Raw genomic sequence first — 24,072 nt, forward strand, 5'->3', positions numbered from 1 at the left:
TACAAGTTCTAGCGTTGTAAAAGAGGTTTAATTTTCTTTTCCACCGCTTCACGAGCTCGGAAAATACGCGAACGTACGGTTCCTACAGGGCAATCCATTACTTCTGCAATCTCTTCGTAGCTCAAACCTTCGAGCTCTCGCAACGTCATTGCAGTTTTTAAGTCTTCTGGTAGCGCTTCAATCGCTCCAAAAACGACTTGTTTCAATTCTTTTGACAGCGTTAAGTTCTCAGGGTTCGATATTTCTTTTAACGCGCTGCCTGTTTCGTAATATTCTGCATCTTCTGCATCTACATCTGTTGCTGGCGGCCTACGGCTTTGGGCAACGATATGATTTTTAGCGGTGTTCACGGCAATTCGGTACAACCATGTATAGAAGGCACTCTCGCCACGAAAGTTAGGTATCGCGCGGTAAGCTTTAATAAAAGCTTCTTGTGCTACATCAGGTACATCACCGGAATTATTCACGTATCGAGAGATAAGATTACAAACTTTGTTTTGATACTTAACCACTAGTAAGTTAAATGCCTGCTTATCTCCACTCTGAACTCGCTCAATCAACACTTGATCGGTTAGCTGCTCGTTCATTCGAGCGGGTACTCCTATTGTTATAACCCTCACCTTCACAGATATGGGTACTAATTATGCGAAATGTAGTATTGACACCACCGTCTACAAGAGCACTATTGTGACTAAGCCAAATACCGAAAGTTCCAACTTTCTTAAAATTATTTGCCATTATTGTTTCACAATGTGATGTAATAAAAATAGCTATCCCTATCAATTTGGGGAAACTTGAGCAAAAGCAATGGTATTGAGCAATTAAATATTTCTAGATAGCTGTCTATATATTGATTTTGCATAGCGTTTAAGGATGACTCTGGAGAGATTATAACAGTCTTAGCCAAACTCCTAAAACAAGACAAAGTCAATTGAGAGTGGACAACTCGACTATAGCCCGGGATTTAATAAGTTTTATGAACGCAAACCGTGAACATCAGTGTGATGTATTAGTGGTAGGAAGTGGTGCGGCAGGCTTGTCATTAGCCTTACGCGTAGCAGAACATGCAAAAGTAATTGTATTAAGCAAAGGACCACGCAGCGAAGGATCGACGTATTACGCACAAGGTGGTATCGCCGCGGTGTTCGATGAGTCGGACAGTATTGAGTCTCATGTAGAGGATACTCAAATAGCTGGGGCTGGGTTATGCGAAGAAGATACAGTTCAATTCATTGCTGAAAATGCTAAAGAGTGTGTGCAATGGCTGATTGATGGTGGTGTTCCATTTGATAAAGATGAGAACAGCACAGAAGGCCAACCAAAATATCACCTCACTCGTGAGGGTGGCCACAGTCACCGCAGGATTCTGCACGCTGCCGATGCAACTGGCATGGCGATGCAAACCTCACTACAAGATAACGTCAACAACCACCCAAATATCGAGATCTTCGAGCGCCACAATGCGCTGGATTTGATCACTGAAGATAAGGTTGGTGGTTCAAAAGACAAGGTTATTGGTGCCTACATTTGGAACCGTAACCAAGAACACGTTGAAACCGTGCGCGCTAAATTTGTTGTACTAGCAACTGGCGGCGCTTCAAAGGTTTACCAGTACACCTCAAACCCAGATGTTTCTTCAGGTGATGGTATTGCTATCGCTTGGCGTGCGGGTTGCCGTGTAGCCAACCTTGAGTTCAACCAGTTCCACCCAACTTGCTTGTTCCACCCAGAAGCGCGTAACTTCCTACTAACGGAAGCACTGCGTGGTGAAGGTGCCTACCTGCGTCGTCCAGACGGTTCTCGCTTTATGAAGGACTTCGATGATCGCGGTGAACTGGCGCCTCGTGATGTGGTTGCTCGTGCGATTGACTTCGAAATGAAGCGCTTGGGTGCCGACTGCATGTATGTTGATATCAGCCACAAACCTGAAGAGTTCATCACAGCTCACTTCCCAATGATCCATACTCGCTTGATGGACTTGGGCATCGATATGACCAAAGAGCCGATCCCTATCGTGCCAGCCGCTCACTACACGTGTGGTGGTGTCATGGTGAATAAACAGGGCCAAACCGACCTGACTAACTTGTATGCGATTGGCGAAGTGAGCTACACCGGCTTACACGGTGCAAACCGTATGGCTTCTAACTCGTTGCTTGAGTGTGTGGTTTACGCATGGGCAGCAGCAAAAGATATCGTTGAGAACATCGACCAATCTCAACTGTGTGCAGAACTGCCAGCATGGGATGAAAGCCAAGTCACCAACAGTGATGAAGAAGTTATCATTCAACACAACTGGCACGAACTTCGCCTGTTCATGTGGGATTACATGGGTATTGTTCGAACGGATAAACGACTAGAGCGTGCATTGCGTCGTATTCAGATGCTGCAACAAGAAACTCATGAGTACTACAGCTACTTCAAGGTTTCGAATAACCTATTAGAACTGCGTAACTTGCTACAGGTAGCAGAGCTAATGGTCCGTTGTGCAATGCAACGCAAAGAGAGCCGCGGCCTTCACTACACGTTGGATTACCCTGAGCTCGCTGAAGACAGTGGCCCAACGATTCTGACACCCGAGAAAAACCAGTCTTAATTTTTGGTTAAACGTGATTAACGAATTAGTCGCCAGAGAAAAGTAATTAAATGAAGGGAGCCGAGAGCTCCCTTTTCTTTTATCTAGTACTTTCTTTCATCGAATACTTTCGCTTATCTAGCGTGCTCGTTGTAAGTTCGCCAGAAAGTGACGATATTCACGTTCGCAACAGCTGTCCCGCCAAAGCAGTACCGAATATCCACATTCAAACTGCAATTTAACGAAGAACTGCGCCCAGATCCGATCAACGGACTTGAGTCGGTAAGTTCGGTCATTGAGTCGAATATCACCATCCTCTTTGTAATCAAAACGTCCATGAGCACTGTTTAACATCATATGGTTGTTTCTGAACAAACGGATCATCAAAGCTAAGCAGTAAAGGCTGGCGGTAAGTGGAATAGAAGACAGGACGATGAAAAACAAAAGGCACCCAAAAATAGTGCCTTTTGCAAATAATGCGGAATATGAAGGGTTAAGCTGAAGCCTAACGAACCTTGCTGAGGTTATGCGCGACAATTTTATCAACCATTGATGCATGACCTAGGTTTTCACTGCGCCCGTGTCCCATTACCCAAGTAAACAAATCTGGGTCATCACACTCTAATAGAGAAACAAACTCGCGCTGTTCCTGCTCTTGCAATGAATCAAAACACTCTTCAAAAAATGGCATGATGACTACATCCAGTTCTAACATGCCGCGACGGCAACCCCATTTAATTCGTGCTTTCTGCTCTGCAGTGTACATTGGCTATCCTCACCTATAATTTTTCTTTCTCGGAGTGTAACAAGTCATACGCTCTGCAACTACTATGTGAGTCACAGTCCCTATCTAAGCTCACAAAAAAACCTAGGCTGACAAAGAAACAGAACCGGATTAACATAGAGCCAAATAAAATTCTTAGGAAAGATAAAATGGATTGGAAAAACACATTTCAGCCGCTCGCTCATACGCAAAATAAATCGCTTCCAGAACTGATGATGACACACGTGTCAGGTTGGAGCGCAATTACCATGATAGGTGATGACAAAAAGTCGTACCTACAAGGTCAAGTTACGTGCGATGTCGTCACTCTTCCTAATGATGAATCTACATTAGGTGCGCATTGTGATGCGAAAGGAAAGGTATGGAGTATCTTTCGCTTGTTCCACCACAACGGTGGCTACGCACTCATTCAGCCTAAATCGGCAATTGAAGTCGAGTTAGTTGAAATCAAGAAATACGCCGTATTCTCTAAGGTTGATATCGAGCAAACGACAGATGTTGTTATCGGTGTGATGGGCGCGTCAGCTGCTCAATACATTGACTCGATTTCAGAAAGCCAAGGTAAAGTGCGTGTTATCTCTGGTGGCACCGCGGTTCAAGTCTCTGACAACCGTTGGGCTCTACTTGTTACAGAAGAAGCCGCTGAAGCCTTGGTATCAAACAGCGCTGCAGAGAAAGTATCAGAAGCGCTGTGGCAGTATCATGAAATTCTTGATGCTCAGCCGAACCTATCAAAAGCCGAGCAAAACGAACACATTCCTCAAGCACTTAACCTGCAAGCAATTGGCGGTATCAGCTTTTCAAAAGGTTGTTACACAGGTCAAGAAACGGTTGCTCGTGCTAAATACCGTGGTATGAACAAGCGTGAGATGCGTATTGTTTCTGGAACGACTTCAGATGCATTATCTCTTGAGAATACGATTGAACTAGAGCGTAGCGTAGGTGAGAACTGGCGCGGTGCAGGCCGACTATTAAACGTCTATCAATTTGCTGATAATCAGGCGATTGGTTTGATGGTGTTACCAAACAACCTTAATGACGATGTTCAGCTTCGATTGACAGCACAACCTGACCAAATATGGAACATTCTACCACTGCCTTACAGCCTTGACGAAGAGTAGCCACGTGGAAACACTGATTACACAGTGGTTGGATCAACAACAGGTGGACTACCGCCTGTTGATGCAAAGCAAACCAACCACCAGCATTGAAGAAACGGCACAAGAACGAGGCATCGACGCCTCTCAAATGGTCAAGTGCATCCTGCTCAAGGATGTGGGAAACCAGTATGCGTTAGCCTGTATTGCTGGTGATCGCTCTGTCGACCCTAAGAAAGTACGCTCGGTACTGAATTGCCGTCGAATGACCTGCGTATCACTGAAAGATGTTGAAGCCATCACTGGCTTTAAGGCTGGATGTGTTGGGCCGCTTGCTCTGAAGAGACACATGCCGATCATTTTTGATCCTTCTCTGCAGAACAACGTCTTCGTGACGATCAGCTCTGGCGATCGAATGGCTGGCGTCGCACTAAATCTCGATGATCTTATGGCGCTATGTGCACCGACCGTCGCTGACATCAGTCGATGATCGTTCGAACGCATCATGCTTCGCAAACTTCATTTAAATATTTCATTGAGTACATTTTTAGTGTGAGGTTCGTCATAAGAAGAACACATCACCATTAAATAGTTAATCAAAATTAAAGCATAAGTAGTCACAAGGTTAAATCTGCGTTATTGTAAATTTACTGACTAGCTACTAAGCAAATCAGTACAAGTGAATCCACTGAGTAACATCAGTATCCACTTTTGTGTAATGCATCTGTGACTATTCGCCCGTTTTAGACGGGCTTTTTTTTGTCCGAAATTTACAATTTGATTACACAAACAAAAAAATCCCGCCTATTCTTATACTTGTAACATTATCACTGCTTAATACCGAACAGGAAAGTTCACGGCAGTTCACTACTCAGTATTATTTTGGGGAGGAGCTCACGTAAAAATAGATATTTACTGAAGAAAGTGCTTAGAACAGCACAAATATCTAATTAACGTCAACTCTACTGCATATTACTCCATGCTTATCACAATTATTATCTCGGAGTTTTTCTATAATATGCAGGCTAGGTAAATATAAGGATAATTAAGAATGAGACTGTTTAAGCGCTATACACCGAGTATGATAGCTAAACATGTAAGTCGACTTTTCAAAGGACGAATCTACATTTACGGCGTAGGAAAATTTGAGTTTGATAACGGTAAGCTAGTGCTGCCAGACCGAGCAGAAAAGCGTCATTTTCAAACAGTAAAAGAAATAAATAGTGAAATCATGAAACTGCGCTGTGCGTACGCATGACCTGATTATCTACAGAATTAAAAACAAAAAGGGTTGGCATAATGCCAGCCCTTTTTTCGTACCAATTTTCGTATCAATGATGATTCGATAAATCACCAGAACACTATGTCACTATCGATGAGCCACAGGACGCTTAGCTAAGTCAGGAAGATTGCCCGCAAGGCCAAGTGCGCGCTTCATGATTTCATCTTTCGCACCCGGTAATTGGCCCGCTAGCTTCACACCGATACCACGAATCAGCTTCTTAGCCGGGTTATCGCCTTCAAACAGATCTTTAAAGCCTTGCATTGAAGCAATCATCTTCGCCGCTTCTGCTTTTCTCCAGCGCTCATAACCGCGTAGGTTACGCTTGGTACCAATGTCCTCACCTGCAGACCATAGCTTTAACAGCTCTTGCGCTAAGCTTGCTGCATCTAATAGGCCAAGGTTCACGCCCTGCCCTGCTAATGGGTGAATGGTATGAGCAGCATCACCAACCAAAGTCACACGCTCTACCGCAAAGTCACGCGCATAACGCATGCGCAGTGGGAAGGCAAAACGGTCACCAACCACTTCGCATAATCCAAGCTTCGAGTCGAACTCTGCCGTTAGCTGCTTATTAAAATCAGCATCCGACATGGATACCAGCTTCTCGGCACGGTTTGGTTCCGTAGACCAAACAATCGAGCTCATGTTGCTTGGTTGCATTGGTAAGAATGCTAACGGACCTTGAGGTGTGAATATTTGACGAGCAACGCTGTGGTGCGGCTCTGTGGTTTTGATGTTCGCGACAATCGCACTGTGTCCGTAATCCCAATGTGTTAATGGGATATCTTGCTGTTTACGAACCCAAGAGTTTGCGCCGTCTGCTCCAACAACTAACTTAGCTGTCAGTGCTTGACCATTGTCCAATGTTAACCAGGCTTCACTTTCACCAATCGCCATCGTTTTGCACGTTGCGGGCATGTACAGGCTGACATTGTCTTGCTTCTTAACCTGATCAAGCAGCGCTAATTGAATCACACGGTTTTCAACGATATGACCAAGGTTAGGCTGAGCCAAGCGTGTCGAGTCAAACTCAATACGAGCAAAGCTGTCTTGCTCCCACACTTCCATCGCTTGATACGGTGCAGCTCGTCTTTGTTCGATACCTTGCCATGCACCTAGGTTACGAAGAATCACTTCACTAGAACGACTCAACGCGGACACACGTACGTCAGGCAATTCACTAAGCCCTTCGCTGGGAGCTCTGCCTTCAATGACAGCAATTCTTAAGTCACTGTCTTTCAGGGCAGCCGCGAGCGCTAGGCCAACCATGCCACCACCAACAATCGCGATATCAACACTTTGCATCATTATTTATCTACCTTATCTTTCTACTAGGCCAAGCGTATGACGCAAAAGTGGACCTTTAAGTGGTGGAAGGTTATCCATAACAGCTAACCCAAGGTTACGCCCGATACGAGCGGTTAAGAAATCGTTTGAGAACAGATGAACGAGGCTTGATGTCAGCGTAATCGTCGCGCCTCTGTCTTGTTCTCTACGTTTTCTAAAGTTAACAAGACCAGTGTAACGACCGACATCGTCCAACTGAGTACACAATTCTTCCGCTAAAGACGCCACATCACGAATACCGAGGTTAAAACCTTGCCCCGCAATTGGATGAAGTGTTTGAGCGGCATTGCCTACAATCGCGAATCGATGAGAAATATTTTGTTTACGATGACGAAGAATCAGTGAGTAGCTAGCACGCTTACCAACCTTTTCTAGTCGACCTAATCGCCAACCAAAATCGCTCTGCAGCTGTTCAAGGAATTCGTCGTCGTTCAAAGCCATAACTTTATCGGCTTGCTCCGGCGGCAAACACCAAACCAGAGACAAACGGTTATCACTCATTGGTAATAGAGCAACTGGCCCATGATGAGTAAAACGCTCAAACGCTCGACCTTGATGAGGTTCGCTCGCTACGATATTGGCAATCACAGCAACCTGTTCAAAGTCATGTTCACTCAATGAGATATTGAGTTGTTGGCAGCAGGTTGAGATAGCGCCATCAGCTGCAACCAATAACTTAGTCGTTATGGTTTGCCCACTTGTCAGTTCAATCGTCGTCAACGCTTCTTCACGTTCAACTTTACTGACAGACTCAGGGCAAAGCATGGTAATTGCCGCTTCTGATTCAAGTTTCTGTTGATAGATTCGCCCCACATCGGCTAACTCGACCACGTAGCCAAGCGTATCTACAACAAGCTCTTCACTGTAGATGTCTGTCATTCCGGCATGTCCTCTATCCGAAACATGGATATCTTTAATCGGGGTCGCTACTGGAGCGATAGATTGCCACAACTGCAAAGAATCCAGGATCTGCACCGTGCCATAGGACAAAGCAATCGAACGAGAATCAAACCCTGGATGAGCTTGATGATCAACCTGATAAGGCTCAACGACCGCAATCGACAACGAACCTTGGCTTAGGTGATTCAGAGCAAGGGCTAAGGTTGCCCCTGCCATTGCGCCACCAGCAATTACAACATCATATTGAGCCATCATAACCTCAAACCGACAAACGATTAGTGAATGGTTGGCGCCGCATCTTCAGATGGGCGTGCACCGAATTCAGCATGAATCGTTAATGCACACGCTTTTACGTGCTCAATAACGTGTTCTAGAAGTTGTGCTTGCTCTTCCAGATCATCTTCTTCGTCAATGCCTAGCTTCGCCATCTCTTCAAGATCAGCCAGTGCTTCTTTCGTGCCTTCAGACGCTTTGTTCAATTGAGCGCCAACAAGACCTAAACCAGAGATGAAATGGTTAATCCAATCAGACACACCATCAGCAAGATCAAACACGCTCGCGCTTGCATCTTCGTCTGGCAGTAGCATAGACAGTTCCATGCCTGAGCCTGTGATTTCACTGGTTGTGACTTTCAGTGTTGCTTCCGCTAGCGTTAGCGCGCGATCTGGCCAGCCCATACCTTCATTGGTGTAATCGAAGATAAGTGGTTGCCAGCTTTTATCTGCAAGGTTTAAGCCTCCGCTTAACATACCCGTTAATAAACCATGCATCTCAGCAGGGGTTACGGCTAGACTTGCCGATTGAAGTTCAGTCGCAACCGTTAGGTAGTCAGGTAAAGTAGTTTCGCTCATCAGATAGCTCGCTCAGTTATTCTTTATATCGATAGTATAATCGTACCACTTCACCCCAATTCTGGTAAGCATCGATCCCTAGCAATTGAAGGATGACTGACTACCAATTGTTCAATTTGCTGAATTACTGTGTGCTCAAGCTCTCATTTACAAACAGTCACTCTGAAAAGCTTGAATCTTAATAGCGGTTTACCTATAGTTTCTCCCTCAGAGGAGATTGCTTCCTCATCGGTACTTGCACTTTTTCTTTCTCAAAAAATGGCGAAGGGCAACAGCCTTAAAATAGCGCGTTAAAGAGTTCATACATCATGAGTAATCAAGCGGTAGACGTTGAAATATTAGGAAAACTGACTCGAGTGAATTGTCCACCAGGGCAAGAAGAGTCATTGATTGCAGCGGCGGCCGATCTTGATAATCGATTGAAAGAGATGGCTGAACGTACTAAGGTAACCAATGAAGTGAAGCTGCTGACTATCGCAGCTCTGAATATTTGCTACGAATTACAAACCAAAAAGTTTGAAGCAAATGATGAACAAAACGCACTGACCGAGCGAATGGAACAGCTCACGACATCACTTTCAGATGTCCTCAGTAAAGTTAAGCACGGACAGCAATAGCGTACACAAAATTTACCCTGGAGTGTTTGTCAGAGGATTCACGTCCCCGAGCCGATAAGCAATCCCTAAGGGTTAGTACTTGAATGCTATTGAGCATGCTCGGTCCGCCGAGAAGCCTACGGTAATCATTGCTGATCCGCCTTGAACTCGCTGGTTCAAGGGCCATCTATTCTCAACGGCACTTTGGGGTATCCCTTCTTATGAAGACGCTCACACGCAGCGAATTTCGCAAACAGATCCGTATCAAACGCAATGCCTTATCTGGCGAACAACAAACTCAATCCGGTTTAGACCTAGTTAAGCAGTGCATGCAGCTTGATGAGATTCAGTCTGCTCAGCATATTGCCCTTTATATTTCGATTGATGGCGAGCTCGATACCCAGCCTTTAATTGAATGGCTATGGTCGCAAGGTAAGCAAACTTATTTACCAGTATTGCACCCCTTCTCTGCCGGACACCTGCTGTTTCTACACTACTCTCCAACCACACCCACGGTTTTAAATAAGTACGGCATTGTAGAACCCCAGCTTAATCAAATGTTGGTGAAACCTTGTCAGCAACTCGACCTCATCCTGACGCCTCTTGTCGGCTTTGACTCTTATGGTCATCGCCTAGGTATGGGCGGCGGATATTACGATCGCACCCTAGCAAAATGGTTCGAGACCGGCGAAGGCGCAACCCCAATTGGTTTGGCCCACGATTGCCAACATGTCGATACCTTACCGATTGAAGAATGGGACATTCCCTTACCTAAAATCGTGACTCCGAGTAAAACTTGGCAATGGGAAAGTGACCATTAAAGCGCTATAATCGCGCCGCAAACGTTAACCTCGATATAGAAACGTTAATCCAATATCTAAACGTTAACTTCATCATTACGCGAACGATTAATTCAAAGCGCAAGACCTTATTCAGGAGAATGGCATGACTCAAGATGAAATGAAAAAAGCAGCTGGCTGGGCAGCACTTCAATATGTTGAAGAAGGCAGCATTGTAGGTGTAGGTACTGGCTCTACAGTAAATCACTTCATCGACGCACTTGGCACAATGAAAGACAAAATCAAAGGTGCGGTTTCAAGCTCTGTAGCCTCTACTGAAAAACTAGAAGCACTAGAAATCAAAGTATTTGAGTGCAATGACGTATTCAAACTAGACATCTATGTTGATGGCGCAGACGAGATTAACGCTTCACGCGATATGATCAAAGGCGGCGGTGCTGCTCTGACTCGTGAAAAAATCGTAGCGGCTATCTCTGATAAGTTTGTGTGTATTGTTGACGGCACTAAAGCAGTCGATGTGTTGGGTAAATTCCCACTGCCTGTTGAAGTGATTCCAATGGCGCGTTCATACGTTGCACGTGAACTAGTAAAACTTGGTGGTGACCCAGTTTACCGCGAAGGTTGCACAACCGATAACGGCAACATGATCCTAGACGTGTACGGCATGGCGATCGAAAATCCAAAACAACTAGAAGATATCATCAATGGTATTGCTGGTGTGGTGACGGTTGGTCTGTTCGCTCACCGTGGTGCTGATGTGGTTATCACTGGCACGCCAGAAGGTGCAAAAATCCAAGAATAAATAATAGAAGATTAAGTTTTTCTGTTACTTCATTACATACGGTGCCCAAGGGCGCCGTTTTTTTTGCTTTATACCTGTAAAATTATGTCTTATTCCGTAATTTTCTTACCCAAAACATTTTTTTTTTGTTACTTTATTGTTCAGAAGACGCACAGGGAAAACGTTTGTCTCCTAACAAAGTGGTGAATTTGTTCCCCTTTCAGCCATTTTGTAGCACGTGCGCCGCATTTGCCCAACCTTTCCATTTTAAGGACGAGAACAATGGCCAAAGTTTCACTGGAAAAAGAAAAAATAAAAATTCTACTTCTAGAAGGTCTTCACCCTTCTTCTGTAGAAGTACTGCAAGCTGCTGGTTACACAAATATTGAGTACCACAAAGGCTCGCTACCGGAAGATGAACTTCTTGAAGCAGTTAAAGATGCTCACTTCATTGGTATCCGTTCTCGCACAAACATCTCCCAAGAAGTGATTGATGCGGCTGAAAAGCTGGTTGCGATTGGTTGTTTCTGTATTGGTACTAACCAAGTTAACCTTCAAGCAGCAGCAAAACGCGGCATCCCTGTATTCAACGCACCCTTCTCCAACACTCGAAGTGTTGCTGAGCTAGTTCTTGGTCAGGTTCTATTGCTACTTCGTGGCATTCCAGAAAAGAACGCTCTTGCGCACCGTGGCATTTGGAAAAAGAGTGCAGACAACTCTTACGAAGCTCGTGGTAAACGTTTAGGTATTATTGGTTACGGTCACATTGGTACTCAACTGGGTATTATTGCGGAAAACCTTGGTATGCGCGTTTACTTTTACGACATCGAAAACAAGCTGTCTTTGGGTAACGCGACACAAGTTCATACCATGACTGAACTGTTGAATAAGTGTGATGTGATCTCTTTACACGTCCCTGAAACCAACGAAACTAAGAACATGATGGGTAAAGAAGAGTTCGAGCGCATGAAGCCTGGTTCTATCTTTATCAACGCAGCGCGTGGCACAGTGGTAGACATTCCAGCTCTGTGTGGCGCTCTAGATTCTGGTCACCTTGCAGGTGCAGCGATCGACGTTTTTCCAACTGAACCAAAAACCAATGCTGACCCATTTGAGTCGCCATTAATGCAGTTCGACAACGTAATTCTTACGCCTCACGTAGGTGGTTCAACTCAGGAAGCGCAAGAGAACATTGGTGTTGAAGTGGCTGGCAAGCTAGCGAAATACTCAGATAACGGTTCTACGCTATCAAGTGTTAACTTCCCAGAGGTATCACTACCGTTGCACACGGGCACGTCTCGTTTGCTGCACATTCACGAAAACCGCCCAGGTATCCTAACTCAGATCAACACCATCTTCGCTGAAGAAGGCATCAACATCGCGGGTCAGTACCTACAGACTGCGGCTGATATGGGTTATGTAGTTATCGATGTAGAAGCGGATCGTTCAGAAGAAGCACTGCTTAAACTGAAAGAGATCGAAGGCACAATCCGTGCTCGTCTACTTCACTAATCATCGAACTCGATATTAGTAAAAACAAAAAGGCTCTCATTATGGGAGCCTTTTTAGTATTTGGCCTATCGTAGGTAATTAGATCATCATGATCCAAAAGCCTCTATAGCGCTGTCATTACTCTTCGATCTGGTAGATCACATTAACGCGATCGCGAATGGTGATCGTTGAGTCTTCATAAGAGTTCGACTCTGTTCTCGCATCCATCGCCATTGAACGCATTAGCACAGGCTGAGAAGATTGTGCGTTGTAATCAACACGCCAAACATCACCTAGCTCACGCTCAAAACCACTCGCCAATGATTTCGCTTTCGATCGCGCATCCTTGATGGCTTCTAAGCGCGCTTGTTCTTGATACTTGGCTTGATCACGAACTTGAAGCTGAATGTTATCGATCTGATTAATGCCCTCTCCAATCGCAATATCCATGTACTCATTAAGATTAGCTAGCTCATTCACTTGAACGGTCACATTACGTGAAGCGCGGTAGCCGACCAATTCTGGTTTGCCATCTTTTGGATAGTGATATTGAGGAGATAGGTACAGGTTAGAGCTGTGTACGCTCGCTTCTTCTACACCGGCTTGATGCAGTTTATTAAGGAAGCCAGTCACCACTTTATCAACGGTATTTTTAGCTTGTTCAGCAGTCATCGTCGATTCCACGACTCTAACAGAGAATGTCGCCATATCTGGTGTTGCGATCACTTCACCGTAGCCCGTCGTTGAAATATGCGGGAAGGATGGAGAGTCAGCCAATGATGGGAAACTCACAGCACTCAACGCTGCAGTAAGAGTAAGAGACGTTGCTAACATCTTTGGTGCAAACTTCATTAGGTAGACCTGTGCTAAACAAATGTACTTTCATCATAGAGCAATTTGCCGTTTAGCCAATCCTGATGCCGAACTTCTAACAGAACTTTGACGCTGAAAAAACCAACAATTTACTGAGGTAAGTGGTTGTGAGCAAAACCTAAAATCGCTTGAGATATCTCTTTGAGTACCCCACTTTCAAGCTGCCAGTGGTGCCAATAGATACGATAAGACAACAAAAAACCGGGCGTAATATCAATCAATGCACCGGACTCTAGCTCATCAATGATCTGCAATCGAGGGATCAAGCAATAGGCGACACCTGACAGCGCCAAACGCACAAATGCTTCCGAGCTGCCGACTGTGTGATTGATTACGCTGTCCCTTGGTACGTTAAAGTGATCGTGCAGAAATTTCTTATGCAGATCATCGTATTGGTCATAAGAAACCGCCGGTGCCTTGCTTAACGTGGCGTAGTTTACGCCCTCAGAAAAATAACGCTGATGAAAATCAGGGCTCGCCACACACACGTAATCCATCCTGCCAAGATAGTCAGCACTGCAACCGGGAATAGCTTGAGATTCTAAACTGATCGCGCCGGCAACCTCACCGCTTTTAATCTTATCAATGGTTCTCGCCTCACCATGAATCGCGAGGTTCAGTTCCACTTGGCGAGACTTCATCACATCCGATAATGCAGGCAACAGCCATGTCGCTAAGCTATCAGCATTGGTAGCGATAGAGATTGATAAAGGTTGGGCGCTATCTTCGTTCATCAACTCTGGCACTAGCTCATGTTCTAACAAACGAACACGGCGATACAAACCCAATAGCTTTTTACCTGCAGGAGTCGGCCTAGGCGGGTTTTCTCTCACCAAGGCAGGCTGAGCTAACCACTTTTCTAACTGTTTGATGCGTTGAGATACCGCAGACTGAGAGATATATAACTGCTCTGCAGCCCTTTCAAAGCTACGTTGTTTCACCACAGCATCCAGTGCTTCTATCCACTTATAATCCAATCCACGCATCAATTTGTTTCCTTTTTAAGCTAACTCGACATTACATTAGCAACTCTAATAATAGATTAAAATCATTAATTATACTTATTTACAGGGTCGGAGTATCTTCGCCATATAGCACGTAAATATCGTTAAATAAGTGGAGGTTAAAATGAATTTTTGGGTTTTATTACAAGGTTTTGGTCTAGGGGCAAGCATGATTATCCCTATTGGCGCTCAGAATGCGTACGTCCTAAATCAAGGGATAAAACGCAACCACCATTTAACCACTGCGACAATCTGTAGCCTACTCGATACTCTGTTTATCTCATTGGGTATTTTTGGTGGCGGTGCGATTCTGTCGCAAAATGAATTGCTACTCACCTCAGTGACGTTAGGCGGTATAGCTTTTCTAGCCGTGTATGGTTTGTTATCACTGCGTAGTGCCTTTAAAGCGCCCTCAAGCGAGGAGTCAAAAGGAGAGATACTGGCTCGCGGTAAGCGCACCGTTATTTTGGGCGCCTTGGCGGTAACAGTATTAAACCCACACCTCTATTTGGATACGGTGGTGATTCTTGGTTCGATTGGAGGGCAGTTTGAAGGTAATGACAGAATTGCTTTTGCTATGGGAACCATCTTGGCTTCGTTCGTTTGGTTTTACTCTCTGTCATTGGGCGCGGCAAAGCTAGGCCCGACGCTATCTAAACCTAAGGTTAAGAAAGGCATCGATATCGCAGTAGCAACCATGATGTTCGTCATAGCTGCAGTACTTACCAATGGGCTGATTGAGCAATACTGGTAAATCTGTTTTTCTTAGAAAACCAACAAAAAAGGCGGATAACCAAAGTTATCCGCCTTTCCTTATAAAAGCTTATAGTTATAAAAACTAACTAGAGATTAAGCTTCTACTTTATTCATGTGTACATCCATTTGCGGGAATGGAATTTCGATACCTTCATTATCCAAGCCTTCTTTGATAGCTTGCATAAGGTCGAAATAAACATTCCAGTAGTCAGCAGTGCTAACCCATGGACGAACGACAAAATTAACTGAAGAGTCAGCTAGCGTGTGAACACCAACTTGAACACCAGGCTCTTTCAGTACACGCTCATCAGATTCACAGATCTTAGTCAGTAGCGCTTTTGTCTTTTGAAGATCAGCGTTGTAAGAAACACCAATCATTAGATCAATACGGCGCGTATCATGACGAGAGTAGTTTGTGATTGGACTACCGATAACGCTACCGTTAGGTACTACAACCATTTTGTTGTCTGGCGTTGTTAGAACCGTTTGGAAGATTTGAATAGAATCAACTGAACCTGCTACACCACCAATTTCCACATAGTCACCAGACTTGAATGGACGGAATGCAACGATAAGTACACCAGCAGCAAAGTTAGATAGTGAGCCTTGTAGCGCTAGGCCTACCGCTAAACCAGCCGCACCAATAACAGCAACTACAGATGCTGTTTGAACACCTAAACGACCAAGTGCAGCAATTAAAACAATAACAAACAATAGGTAACGAACTAAACCGTGAATAAATTCCACAACCGCTCGGTCCATTTTCTTCTTCTGAAGAACCTTAGACACGCTATTCGCTACAGCTTTAACAATAAGGTTACCAATAAATAAAATTATCAGTGCTGAAATGATATTTACGCCATATTGGATAAATAAATCTGAATTATTTGTTAACCACTGCTCTGCGTGAGACAAACCGTCCACAAGCGGAGTTTCAATTACTGTCGAACTATCAGCCATAATGTGCATCCTCTATATAATATGCTATGGGCTAAACTGCCTTAAGCCTAATTTACTCTGCAATATAATAAACAGTTTAATTACCGTTAAGTCATTGTGTTAAAAGTAAATTAAAGCCAAGTCCTTTTTATAAACTGAACCAAATTCAGTTTTTCGGCACGATATCCTATCTTTGACAGATTGCAAAGTCATATTTATGTAAGCTTTTGAATTAATAAAACTTACCAATAAACACAAATACCGATAACTAAAAGACTACGAGATTTATTCACCGCACGCTAGGTTTTTCACATATTTAATACAAGTTTTTATCAGACATAAAAAAACCCGCTCAATGAGCGGGTTTTTAAAACTTAAAGAGTACTTAATTCAAAGAATTATAGTACGTCTACAGCGTTAAGGTCAGCAAATGCTTTCTCTAGACGAGCAACCATTGAAGCTTGACCAGCACGTAGCCATACGCGTGGATCGTAGTACTTCTTGTTTGGAGCAGCTTCACCAGTTGGGTTGCCGATTTGACCTTGTAGGAAGTCGAAGTTGTCAGCAGAGTACTGACGGATGCCATCCCAAGTTGCCCACTGTGTATCAGTATCGATGTTCATTTTGATAACACCGTAGCCGATAGACTCTTGGATTTCTGCTTCAGAAGAACCAGAACCACCGTGGAATACGAAGTTTAGAGCGTTAGGTGCAATACCGAACTTCTCTGCACAGTATGCTTGAGAGTCACGTAGGATAGTTGGAGTAAGTACAACGTTACCAGCTTGGTAAACACCGTGTACGTTACCGAAAGAAGCAGCGATAGTGAAACGTGGGCTAACAGCCATTAGTTTCTCGTATGCGTATGCTACGTCTTCTGGAGAAGTGTAAAGCTCAGATGCGTCCATATCAGAGTTATCAACGCCGTCTTCTTCGCCACCAGTACAACCAAGTTCGATCTCGATTGTCATGTTCATTTTAGCCATGCGCTCTAGGTACTTAGCACATGTTTCGATGTTCTCTTCTAGAGACTCTTCAGAAAGGTCTAGCATGTGAGAAGAGAATAGAGGCTTACCAGTTTGTGCGAAGAACTCTTCACCAGCGTCTAGTAGACCGTCGATCCATGGAAGAAGTTTCTTAGCAGCGTGGTCAGTGTGCAGGATAACTGGAACACCGTAAGCTTCAGCTACAGCGTGTACATATTTTGCACCAGCTACAGCGCCAAGAACTTGTGCGCCTTGACCTTCAAGTTTAACGCCTTTACCTGCGAAGAATGCAGCGCCACCGTTAGAGAACTGAACAACTACTGGAGCTTTAACTTTAGCAGCTGCTTCTAGTACTGCGTTTACAGAGTCAGTACCAACAACGTTTACAGCAGGAAGAGCAAATTTGTTTTCTTTTGCTACTTCAAATACTTTCTGTACGTCATCGCCAGAAATCACACCAGGTTTTACAAAATCGAAGATCTTAGACATGGAAATAGTCCTATTTATTCTATCGTTTTAAGATTAAAAAACTTAAGTTCAAAAACTTGCAATCGTTTGCTCACAACTTGTGCCATTCTAGCAAAAAAGTGTGATATGCCGCAAACGTTAAAAGGCGAGATTCACATCTCGCCTTTCTGAATCAATTATGCTTTAGCACGCTCTTCAAGCATTGCTACTGCAGGAAGTACTTTACCTTCAACGAACTCAAGGAAAGCGCCACCACCAGTAGAGATGTAAGAAACGTCAGCTTTGATACCGAACTTGTCGATAGCTGCTAGCGTGTCACCACCACCGGCTACAGAGAAACCTGCAGATTCAGCGATTGCTTTAGAGATACCAGCAGTACCCGCTTCGAAGTTCTTAAATTCGAATACGCCTACAGGGCCGTTCCAAAGGATAGTTTTTGCATTGCCGATGATTTCAGCAAGAGCAGCCGTTGAATCTGGACCAAGGTCGAAAATCATGTCGTCGTCTTGAACTTCAGAAACGTGCTTGATTTCAGCTTCAGCGTTTTCATCGAAAGCTTTAGCACATGCAACGTCAGTTGCTACTGGAATAGCACACTCTTTCATTAGCTTCTTAGCTGTCTCAACTAGGTCTGCTTCGTATAGAGACTTACCTACGTTGTGGCCTTCAGCAGCGATGAACGTGTTCGCGATACCACCACCAACAACAAGTTGGTCAGCAATTTTAGAAAGAGACTCTAGAACCGTTAGTTTAGTAGAAACTTTAGAACCACCAACGATAGCAACTAGTGGACGAGCCGGGTTGTCCATTGCTTTGCCAAGAGCTTCAAGTTCAGCAGCTAGAAGAGGACCAGCACATGCTACAGGTGCATAAGTACCAACACCGTGAGTAGAAGCTTGTGCACGGTGAGCTGTACCGAATGCATCCATTACAAAGATGTCACATAGTGCAGCGTACTGCTTAGAAAGTGCTTCTTCGTTTTTCTTCTCGCCTTTGTTAAAGCGAACGTTTTCAAGAACAACTAGTTCACCAGCGTTTAGCTCTAGGCCGTTAACGTAATCTTTCGCTAGCTTAACTTCGCAGTCTAGTGCGTCGTTTAGGTAGTTAACTACAGGTGCTAGAGAGAACTCTTCGTTGTATTCGCCTTCAGTAGGACGACCAAGGTGAGAAGTAACCATAACTTTTGCGCCAGCTTCTAGGCAAAGTTTGATAGTTGGTAGAGATGCAAGGATACGTGCATCTGAAGTTACTTTACCGTCTTTTACTGGTACGTTTAGGTCAGCACGAATAAATACGCGTTTACCTGCAAGTTCCAGGTCAGTCATCTTGATCACAGACATGTTTTGTCCTCTCAAATTTAAATAAATATAAAGTTTTGGAAACTCAGCAACCCTGCTAAGCCTATAAATTATTCAACTGGTAATTCTTTAACTACTCATAATATGTGGATACTTTGTATTTATTTCAAGCTAAAAAATAAATAATCCGCACATTTGCTTCTAGGTCTTACTTCTTGCCTTCAGAAGCTTGCATTGCAAGAACCGTATCCAGCATTCGGTTCGCAAAGCCCCATTCATTGTCACACCACACCAGCATTTTCACTAGGTGGCCGTTGCTCACTCGCGTTTGTGAACCATCAACAATTGCGCTATGGGGATCGTGATTAAAGTCGATGGAAACGAGCGGCGCTTCAGTATAGTCAACTATATTGTGTAATGTACACTGGGACGCATTAACAATGGTTTGATTTACGTCATTAACTTTCACATTTGTATTAATTGTGACACTTAAATCCATCGCAGTTACGTTTACCGTAGGCACACGCACAGATATCGCTTCGAACTTGTTAGAAAATTTCGGGAAGATCCTTTCAATACCTTTGTGCAATTTGGTATCAACAGGAATGATGGATTGGCTTGCAGCTCGAGTACGGCGAAGGTCGCTATGATATGCATCGATCACTTGTTGATCATTCATTGAAGAGTGAATAGTCGTGATGGTCCCAGACTCAATACCAAAAGCGTCATCAAGTACCTTGATGATAGGGACAATACAGTTAGTCGTGCATGAACCGTTGGAAACAATTCGATGGTCAGCTGTGATAGTGTCGTGATTCACACCGTAGATAATGGTGTTATCAAGGTCATTCGCACCAGGATGTGAAAATAGAACTTTTTTAGCCCCTGCAGCGATGTGCGCTAGGCCATCATCTCTACAACCGTAGACGCCAGTACAATCGAGAACAATATCCACCTCAAGGTCACGCCAAGGCAGCAGTTCAATATCAGCAAGATGTAAGATACGAATAGTATCAAACTCGCCTTTATCTTCTGCACCAATACCATGGTGGATATAGATGTGCTCTTGATCGTTGGAGATCTTCTTACCAAAGCGACCGTGACTGGTGTCGTATTGTAATAAGTGAGCCATAGCGTCAGGCTGAGCAAGCTCATTGACAGCTACCACTTTGATTTGTTGGCTTTTGCCACTTTCATAGACAGCGCGCAATACATTACGCCCTATTCGTCCAAATCCATTTATCGCGACTTTTAGCATAGTTCCGTACATCTAACCAAAATTTCGTGCAACAGATGATAACTGAATCCTACCCAAAAGGCATTACTTGAATACCTCAGTCTACTTAGGACAGGTTGATCTGCTACTTATAAAGATGAGTCTAGGAGAAAACAAATCCCAGATACAAAAAACCGAGCTCAGCGCTCGGTTTTTTCCTTCATTTAACTGTTAGCACAAGGCCATCAGTCAATGATTAAGCAAGAAGCTCTTTCGCTGTGTTTACTACATTTTCAGTAGTGAAACCGAACATCTTGAATAGCTCACCCGCTGGTGCAGATTCGCCGAACGTTGTCATACCGATGATCTTGCCACCGAAACCAACGTACTTGTACCAGAAGTCAGCGATGCCAGCTTCTACAGCGATACGTGCAGTTACGTCAGATGGAAGTACAGATTCGCGGTATTCAGCGTCTTGCTTATCGAATGCGTCAGTTGCAGGCATAGAGACTACGCGTACTGCTTTACCTTCAGCTGTTAGTTGTGCTGCTGCTTCAACAGCAAGCTCAACTTCAGAACCTGTAGCAATGATGATTAGCTCTGGCTTACCAGCACAATCTTTCAGGATGTAACCACCCTTAGCGATATTAGCTACTTGCTCTGCGTTACGATCTTGTTGTGCAAGGTTTTGACGAGAGAAGATTAGAGATGAAGGACCATCTTTACGCTCAATAGCCAGTTTCCAAGCCACTGCAGATTCAACTTGGTCACATGGACGCCATGTGCTCATGTTTGGAGTCAGACGTAGAGAAGCGATTTGCTCAACCGGTTGGTGAGTAGGACCATCTTCGCCAAGACCGATAGAATCGTGCGTGTAAACTTGGATGTTCTGAACTTTCATCAGAGCAGCCATACGCATTGCGTTACGCGCGTATTCCATGAACATTAGGAACGTTGCGCCGTAGGGTACGAAACCACCGTGCAGAGCGATACCGTTCATGATAGCCGTCATACCGAATTCACGTACACCGTAGTGGATGTAGTTACCTGAGAAGTCATTTGCTTCAAGAGACTTAGAACCAGACCACATAGTAAGGTTAGAAGGCGCAAGGTCAGCAGAGCCGCCCATGAATTCTGGTAGCATAGCACCGAACGCTTCTAGTGCGTTTTGGGATGCTTTACGTGAAGCGATGTTTGCAGGGTTAGCTTGAAGATCAGCAATGATTGCATTTGCTTTCTCTTCCCACTCAGCTGGAAGTTCGCCGTTAGTACGACGTTTGAATTCTGCTGCTAGCTCTGGGTAAGCCGCTGCGTATGCGTCAAACTTAGCATTCCACGCTGCTTCTTTCGCTGCGCCTGCTTCTTTCGCATTCCACTCAGCTGCGATATCTGCTGGGATTTCGAAAGGACCGTGTTCCCAACCAAGCGCTGCTTTAGTTGCTGTGATTTCATCTGCACCTAGTGGAGCACCGTGACAGTCGTGCGTACCCGCTTTGTTTGGAGAACCAAAACCGATGATAGTTTTAGTACAGATAAGTGTTGGACGAGGATCCGCTTTAGCCGCTTCAATCGCAGCGTTAATAGCGTCAGAGTCGTGACCATCTACTGCTGGGATTACGTGCCAGCCGTATGCTTCAAAACGCTTAGGTGTATCGTCAGAGAACCAACCTTCCACTTCACCATCAATAGAGATGCCGTTGTCATCCCAGAAAGCAACCAGCTTACCAAGACCTAGCGTACCTGCTAGTGAACATGCTTCGTGAGAGATACCTTCCATCAGACAGCCATCACCCATGAATGCATAAGTGAAGTGGTCAACGATGTCGTGGCCTTCTTTGTTGAACTGTGCAGCCAGTGCTTTCTCAGCCATTGCCATACCAACAGCGTTAGTGATGCCTTGACCTAGAGGACCCGTCGTTGTCTCGATACCTGGTGCGTAACCGTACTCTGGGTGACCCGGAGTCTTAGAGTGCAGTTGACGGAAGTTTTTAAGGTCTTCAATTGAAAGCTCGTAACCTGCAAGGTGAAGCAGAGAGTAAATCAGCATAGAACCATGGCCGTTAGACAGGATAAAACGGTCGCGGTCAGCCCACTCTGGGTTTGCTGGGTTGTGGTTCAAGTGGCCACGCCAAAGAACTTCAGCGATGTCAGCCATGCCCATAGGTGCGCCTGGGTGGCCTGAATTTGCTTGTTGAACACCGTCCATGCTAAGTGCGCGGATTGCATTGGCTAGATCTTTACGAGAAGGCATGTCTGCTCCTGGATACATAAGCGATTTAAAAAAGAGATTGATGCTAAAGTTTTCATTTTTATTAGCGCGGGTATTCTCTCAAACGACTATAGCGACTGCAAACGTTTTACTGGCATTTTAACGGTCATTTTTCGCAATTTTCGATCATTTACATCACTTAGCAACGGCTTATCTCAAACGATACGCAAACGTTTAGTTATGACATATCATAAAAAAGAGCTTGTAATTCGACCGTTGGAATTTAGAATAGCCGTCTAGATGTAGAAACACCTACAACATATACTGTATTTAATGGCGGCGCTTCCTAGCTTGCGACGCCATAAAACTATTTACACCAAAACCTAAAAGTGGAGCTCTCATGGCTAAGCACCTATTCACTTCTGAATCTGTTTCAGAAGGCCATCCAGATAAAATTGCAGACCAAATCTCTGATGCTGTTCTTGATGCCATCTTGGAACAAGATCCAAAAGCACGTGTTGCTTGTGAGACTTACGTAAAAACCGGCATGGTTATGGTTGGCGGTGAAGTAACAACGTCTGCATGGGTTGATATCGAAGAAATCACTCGTGAAACAGTACGTGAAATTGGTTACGTTCATTCTGATATGGGCTTTGACGCTGACTCTTGTGCTGTTCTAAACACCATTGGTAAGCAGTCTCCAGACATCAACCAAGGTGTTGATAAAGAAGACCCTAAAGAGCAAGGCGCAGGCGACCAAGGCATCATGTTTGGTTACGCGACTAACGAAACTCCAATCCTAATGCCAGCTCCAATTACTTACTCTCACCTTCTTGTTAAGAAGCAAGCTGAAGTACGTAAGAGCGGTAAACTTGACTTCCTTCGCCCTGATGCGAAATCTCAAGTTACGTTCCAATACGACCAAGGTAAGATCGTTGGTATCGACGCTGTTGTTCTTTCGACTCAACACTGCGATTCAGTAACAACACCTGACCTTCGTGAAGCGGTAATGGAAGAGATCATCAAGCCAGTACTACCTTCTGAGTGGATCAACAAAGACACTAACTTCTTCATCAACCCAACAGGCCGTTTCGTAATCGGTGGCCCAATGGGTGACTGTGGTCTAACTGGTCGTAAGATCATCGTTGATACCTACGGCGGCGCAGCTCGTCACGGTGGCGGTGCATTCTCTGGTAAAGATCCATCAAAAGTTGACCGTTCTGCAGCTTACGCAGCACGTTACGTTGCGAAAAACATCGTTGCTGCTGGCATGGCTGACCGTTGTGAGATTCAACTGTCTTACGCTATCGGTGTTGCAGATCCAACATCTATCATGGTTGAAACGTTTGGCACTGAGAAAGTAGCTCACGAAATCATCATTGAAGCAGTTCGTCAAAACTTCGACCTACGTCCATACGGTCTTCAAGAAATGCTGAACCTTCTTCAGCCTATCTACAAGCAGACTGCGGCATACGGTCACTTCGGTCGTGAAGAGTTCCCTTGGGAAGCGACTGACAAAGCAGCAATCCTTGCAGACTTCGCTGGCCTAAAATAATTTAGCCACTTCGATTTGTTTCTATAAAGCCCTTACTGCTTAGTAAGGGCTTTATTTTTATGTACTTACCGGACCTTCACTCTCTAATTCTTTCTCTAACGCCCTTCTTTACCGTTAACCACTAAGTATAAAAAGCCGCCGATAATTTGTGTTTTCTAACACTACTGACAATAGTTAAGGTAACTCCTAGGCGATCAAGCTCACATTTAACTTAAATTAATTCAGTCTGATAACGCTCGTTAAATGCACGCTAGAACAAAAACT

The 24,072-nt window shown here is 44.5% G+C and carries 23 protein-coding genes and 1 other RNA gene; 11 read left to right on the forward strand and 13 right to left on the reverse strand.

Annotation, left to right across the window (positions count from 1 at the left end):
* Positions 1 to 8: 8 nt before the first annotated feature.
* A complete protein-coding gene (gene rpoE / locus OQJ75_RS18005) occupies positions 9 to 587 on the reverse strand; it encodes an RNA polymerase sigma factor RpoE (RefSeq protein ID WP_008223963.1) in 579 nt (192 codons plus the stop codon).
* Positions 588 to 976: 389 nt separating this feature from the next.
* On the opposite strand from rpoE, the gene nadB reads away from it, so the two are divergent.
* Entirely contained in the window at positions 977 to 2,593 is a 1,617-nt protein-coding gene (gene nadB, locus OQJ75_RS18010; protein WP_265974240.1) for an L-aspartate oxidase, read from the forward strand.
* A gap of 117 nt (positions 2,594 to 2,710) precedes the next feature.
* Here nadB and OQJ75_RS18015 read toward each other — a convergent pair whose 3' ends face one another.
* Both OQJ75_RS18015 and OQJ75_RS18020 read right to left on the reverse strand, forming a co-directional pair.
* Complete coding sequence (locus OQJ75_RS18015; protein WP_323054481.1) at positions 2,711 to 3,130, reverse strand: protein YgfX; 420 nt, start codon at positions 3,128 to 3,130, stop codon at positions 2,711 to 2,713.
* The gene (locus tag OQJ75_RS18020) at positions 3,078 to 3,338 is read right to left on the reverse strand and encodes a succinate dehydrogenase assembly factor 2 (protein WP_004735374.1); all 261 of its coding nucleotides are present in this window, start codon (positions 3,336 to 3,338) and stop codon (positions 3,078 to 3,080) included. Before OQJ75_RS18020 ends, OQJ75_RS18015 begins: the two co-directional genes overlap by 53 nt.
* Before the next feature lie 167 nt (positions 3,339 to 3,505).
* On the opposite strand from OQJ75_RS18020, the gene ygfZ reads away from it, so the two are divergent.
* From ygfZ to OQJ75_RS18035, 3 genes are all read left to right on the forward strand, one after another.
* The gene (ygfZ, locus tag OQJ75_RS18025; RefSeq protein ID WP_265974242.1) at positions 3,506 to 4,477 is read left to right on the forward strand and encodes a tRNA-modifying protein YgfZ; all 972 of its coding nucleotides are present in this window, start codon (positions 3,506 to 3,508) and stop codon (positions 4,475 to 4,477) included.
* A 4-nt stretch (positions 4,478 to 4,481) separates the two neighbouring features.
* A complete protein-coding gene (locus OQJ75_RS18030; RefSeq protein ID WP_265974243.1) occupies positions 4,482 to 4,943 on the forward strand; it encodes an aminoacyl-tRNA deacylase in 462 nt (153 codons plus the stop codon).
* A gap of 561 nt (positions 4,944 to 5,504) precedes the next feature.
* A complete protein-coding gene (locus OQJ75_RS18035) occupies positions 5,505 to 5,711 on the forward strand; it encodes a DUF1107 domain-containing protein (RefSeq protein ID WP_009847660.1) in 207 nt (68 codons plus the stop codon).
* Between the two features lie 111 nt (positions 5,712 to 5,822).
* Here the strand turns inward: OQJ75_RS18035 and OQJ75_RS18040 are convergent, their stop codons facing one another.
* The 3 genes from OQJ75_RS18040 to OQJ75_RS18050 are packed head-to-tail and all read right to left on the reverse strand — an operon-like array spanning position 5,823 to position 8,836.
* A complete protein-coding gene (locus OQJ75_RS18040; protein ID WP_265974244.1) occupies positions 5,823 to 7,046 on the reverse strand; it encodes an FAD-dependent 2-octaprenylphenol hydroxylase in 1,224 nt (407 codons plus the stop codon).
* 12 nt (positions 7,047 to 7,058) lie between these two features.
* Positions 7,059 to 8,237: a 2-octaprenyl-6-methoxyphenyl hydroxylase gene (gene ubiH, locus OQJ75_RS18045; protein ID WP_265974276.1), complete on the reverse strand. Its 1,179-nt coding sequence runs from the start codon at positions 8,235 to 8,237 to the stop codon at positions 7,059 to 7,061.
* 23 nt (positions 8,238 to 8,260) lie between these two features.
* On the reverse strand, positions 8,261 to 8,836 hold the full coding sequence (locus tag OQJ75_RS18050) for a YecA family protein (protein ID WP_019826273.1): 576 nt from the start codon (positions 8,834 to 8,836) through the stop codon (positions 8,261 to 8,263).
* A gap of 308 nt (positions 8,837 to 9,144) precedes the next feature.
* On the opposite strand from OQJ75_RS18050, the gene zapA reads away from it, so the two are divergent.
* From zapA to serA, 5 genes are all read left to right on the forward strand, one after another.
* Positions 9,145 to 9,453, forward strand: coding sequence for a cell division protein ZapA (gene zapA, locus OQJ75_RS18055; RefSeq protein ID WP_004735366.1), 309 nt, complete (start codon positions 9,145 to 9,147; stop codon positions 9,451 to 9,453).
* Positions 9,454 to 9,464: 11 nt separating this feature from the next.
* A non-coding RNA gene (gene ssrS / locus OQJ75_RS18060) (6S RNA) lies at positions 9,465 to 9,647 on the forward strand.
* A gap of 6 nt (positions 9,648 to 9,653) precedes the next feature.
* Positions 9,654 to 10,253, forward strand: coding sequence for a 5-formyltetrahydrofolate cyclo-ligase (locus OQJ75_RS18065; protein ID WP_265974245.1), 600 nt, complete (start codon positions 9,654 to 9,656; stop codon positions 10,251 to 10,253).
* Positions 10,254 to 10,377: 124 nt separating this feature from the next.
* The gene (gene rpiA / locus OQJ75_RS18070) at positions 10,378 to 11,034 is read left to right on the forward strand and encodes a ribose-5-phosphate isomerase RpiA (RefSeq protein ID WP_265974246.1); all 657 of its coding nucleotides are present in this window, start codon (positions 10,378 to 10,380) and stop codon (positions 11,032 to 11,034) included.
* A gap of 261 nt (positions 11,035 to 11,295) precedes the next feature.
* Positions 11,296 to 12,525, forward strand: coding sequence for a phosphoglycerate dehydrogenase (gene serA / locus OQJ75_RS18075; protein WP_265974248.1), 1,230 nt, complete (start codon positions 11,296 to 11,298; stop codon positions 12,523 to 12,525).
* Between the two features lie 117 nt (positions 12,526 to 12,642).
* Here serA and OQJ75_RS18080 read toward each other — a convergent pair whose 3' ends face one another.
* Together OQJ75_RS18080 and OQJ75_RS18085 are read right to left on the reverse strand one after the other, a co-directional pair.
* Positions 12,643 to 13,356, reverse strand: a complete 714-nt coding sequence (locus OQJ75_RS18080) for an oxidative stress defense protein (protein ID WP_123301096.1) — start codon at positions 13,354 to 13,356, stop codon at positions 12,643 to 12,645.
* A 110-nt stretch (positions 13,357 to 13,466) separates the two neighbouring features.
* Complete coding sequence (locus OQJ75_RS18085) at positions 13,467 to 14,363, reverse strand: LysR family transcriptional regulator ArgP (protein WP_029405713.1); 897 nt, start codon at positions 14,361 to 14,363, stop codon at positions 13,467 to 13,469.
* 142 nt (positions 14,364 to 14,505) lie between these two features.
* On the opposite strand from OQJ75_RS18085, the gene OQJ75_RS18090 reads away from it, so the two are divergent.
* Positions 14,506 to 15,135 carry a LysE/ArgO family amino acid transporter gene (locus OQJ75_RS18090; protein ID WP_265974249.1) on the forward strand — a complete coding sequence of 210 codons (630 nt, stop codon included), beginning with the start codon at positions 14,506 to 14,508 and terminating at the stop codon, positions 15,133 to 15,135.
* 95 nt (positions 15,136 to 15,230) lie between these two features.
* Here the strand turns inward: OQJ75_RS18090 and mscS are convergent, their stop codons facing one another.
* The 5 genes from mscS to tkt form a co-directional block, all read right to left on the reverse strand.
* Positions 15,231 to 16,097 carry a small-conductance mechanosensitive channel MscS gene (mscS, locus tag OQJ75_RS18095; protein WP_248372874.1) on the reverse strand — a complete coding sequence of 289 codons (867 nt, stop codon included), beginning with the start codon at positions 16,095 to 16,097 and terminating at the stop codon, positions 15,231 to 15,233.
* A 377-nt stretch (positions 16,098 to 16,474) separates the two neighbouring features.
* Positions 16,475 to 17,551, reverse strand: coding sequence for a class II fructose-bisphosphate aldolase (gene fbaA / locus OQJ75_RS18100; protein WP_010435694.1), 1,077 nt, complete (start codon positions 17,549 to 17,551; stop codon positions 16,475 to 16,477).
* Between the two features lie 155 nt (positions 17,552 to 17,706).
* Positions 17,707 to 18,870 carry a phosphoglycerate kinase gene (locus OQJ75_RS18105; RefSeq protein ID WP_010435691.1) on the reverse strand — a complete coding sequence of 388 codons (1,164 nt, stop codon included), beginning with the start codon at positions 18,868 to 18,870 and terminating at the stop codon, positions 17,707 to 17,709.
* 166 nt (positions 18,871 to 19,036) lie between these two features.
* On the reverse strand, positions 19,037 to 20,086 hold the full coding sequence (gene epd, locus OQJ75_RS18110; protein WP_010435688.1) for an erythrose-4-phosphate dehydrogenase: 1,050 nt from the start codon (positions 20,084 to 20,086) through the stop codon (positions 19,037 to 19,039).
* Between the two features lie 214 nt (positions 20,087 to 20,300).
* Complete coding sequence (gene tkt / locus OQJ75_RS18115) at positions 20,301 to 22,295, reverse strand: transketolase (RefSeq protein ID WP_265974253.1); 1,995 nt, start codon at positions 22,293 to 22,295, stop codon at positions 20,301 to 20,303.
* Positions 22,296 to 22,653: 358 nt separating this feature from the next.
* Between tkt and metK the strand changes: the two genes are divergently transcribed.
* Positions 22,654 to 23,808 carry a methionine adenosyltransferase gene (gene metK, locus OQJ75_RS18120; RefSeq protein WP_048605834.1) on the forward strand — a complete coding sequence of 385 codons (1,155 nt, stop codon included), beginning with the start codon at positions 22,654 to 22,656 and terminating at the stop codon, positions 23,806 to 23,808.
* Positions 23,809 to 24,072: the final 264 nt, after the last annotated feature.

This window comes from Vibrio sp. 14G-20, from assembly GCF_026241515.1.
In the GTDB taxonomy this organism is placed as follows: domain Bacteria; phylum Pseudomonadota; class Gammaproteobacteria; order Enterobacterales; family Vibrionaceae; genus Vibrio.

Excerpts from the sequence above, each read along its gene's own strand:
- rpoE (WP_008223963.1), bottom strand. The coding sequence starts at position 587 with ATGAACGAGCAGCTAACCGATCAAGTGTTGATTGAGCGAGTTCAGAGT.
- nadB (WP_265974240.1), top strand. The coding sequence starts at position 977 with ATGAACGCAAACCGTGAACATCAGTGTGATGTATTAGTGGTAGGAAGT.
- OQJ75_RS18015 (WP_323054481.1), bottom strand. The coding sequence starts at position 3,130 with ATGCATCAATGGTTGATAAAATTGTCGCGCATAACCTCAGCAAGGTTC.
- OQJ75_RS18020 (WP_004735374.1), bottom strand. The coding sequence starts at position 3,338 with ATGTACACTGCAGAGCAGAAAGCACGAATTAAATGGGGTTGCCGTCGC.
- ygfZ (WP_265974242.1), top strand. The coding sequence starts at position 3,506 with ATGGATTGGAAAAACACATTTCAGCCGCTCGCTCATACGCAAAATAAA.
- OQJ75_RS18035 (WP_009847660.1), top strand. The coding sequence starts at position 5,505 with ATGAGACTGTTTAAGCGCTATACACCGAGTATGATAGCTAAACATGTA.
- OQJ75_RS18040 (WP_265974244.1), bottom strand. The coding sequence starts at position 7,046 with ATGATGCAAAGTGTTGATATCGCGATTGTTGGTGGTGGCATGGTTGGC.
- ubiH (WP_265974276.1), bottom strand. The coding sequence starts at position 8,237 with ATGGCTCAATATGATGTTGTAATTGCTGGTGGCGCAATGGCAGGGGCA.
- OQJ75_RS18050 (WP_019826273.1), bottom strand. The coding sequence starts at position 8,836 with ATGAGCGAAACTACTTTACCTGACTACCTAACGGTTGCGACTGAACTT.
- zapA (WP_004735366.1), top strand. The coding sequence starts at position 9,145 with ATGAGTAATCAAGCGGTAGACGTTGAAATATTAGGAAAACTGACTCGA.
- OQJ75_RS18065 (WP_265974245.1), top strand. The coding sequence starts at position 9,654 with ATGAAGACGCTCACACGCAGCGAATTTCGCAAACAGATCCGTATCAAA.
- rpiA (WP_265974246.1), top strand. The coding sequence starts at position 10,378 with ATGACTCAAGATGAAATGAAAAAAGCAGCTGGCTGGGCAGCACTTCAA.
- serA (WP_265974248.1), top strand. The coding sequence starts at position 11,296 with ATGGCCAAAGTTTCACTGGAAAAAGAAAAAATAAAAATTCTACTTCTA.
- OQJ75_RS18080 (WP_123301096.1), bottom strand. The coding sequence starts at position 13,356 with ATGAAGTTTGCACCAAAGATGTTAGCAACGTCTCTTACTCTTACTGCA.
- OQJ75_RS18085 (WP_029405713.1), bottom strand. The coding sequence starts at position 14,363 with ATGCGTGGATTGGATTATAAGTGGATAGAAGCACTGGATGCTGTGGTG.
- OQJ75_RS18090 (WP_265974249.1), top strand. The coding sequence starts at position 14,506 with ATGAATTTTTGGGTTTTATTACAAGGTTTTGGTCTAGGGGCAAGCATG.
- mscS (WP_248372874.1), bottom strand. The coding sequence starts at position 16,097 with ATGGCTGATAGTTCGACAGTAATTGAAACTCCGCTTGTGGACGGTTTG.
- fbaA (WP_010435694.1), bottom strand. The coding sequence starts at position 17,551 with ATGTCTAAGATCTTCGATTTTGTAAAACCTGGTGTGATTTCTGGCGAT.
- OQJ75_RS18105 (WP_010435691.1), bottom strand. The coding sequence starts at position 18,870 with ATGTCTGTGATCAAGATGACTGACCTGGAACTTGCAGGTAAACGCGTA.
- epd (WP_010435688.1), bottom strand. The coding sequence starts at position 20,086 with ATGCTAAAAGTCGCGATAAATGGATTTGGACGAATAGGGCGTAATGTA.
- tkt (WP_265974253.1), bottom strand. The coding sequence starts at position 22,295 with ATGCCTTCTCGTAAAGATCTAGCCAATGCAATCCGCGCACTTAGCATG.
- metK (WP_048605834.1), top strand. The coding sequence starts at position 22,654 with ATGGCTAAGCACCTATTCACTTCTGAATCTGTTTCAGAAGGCCATCCA.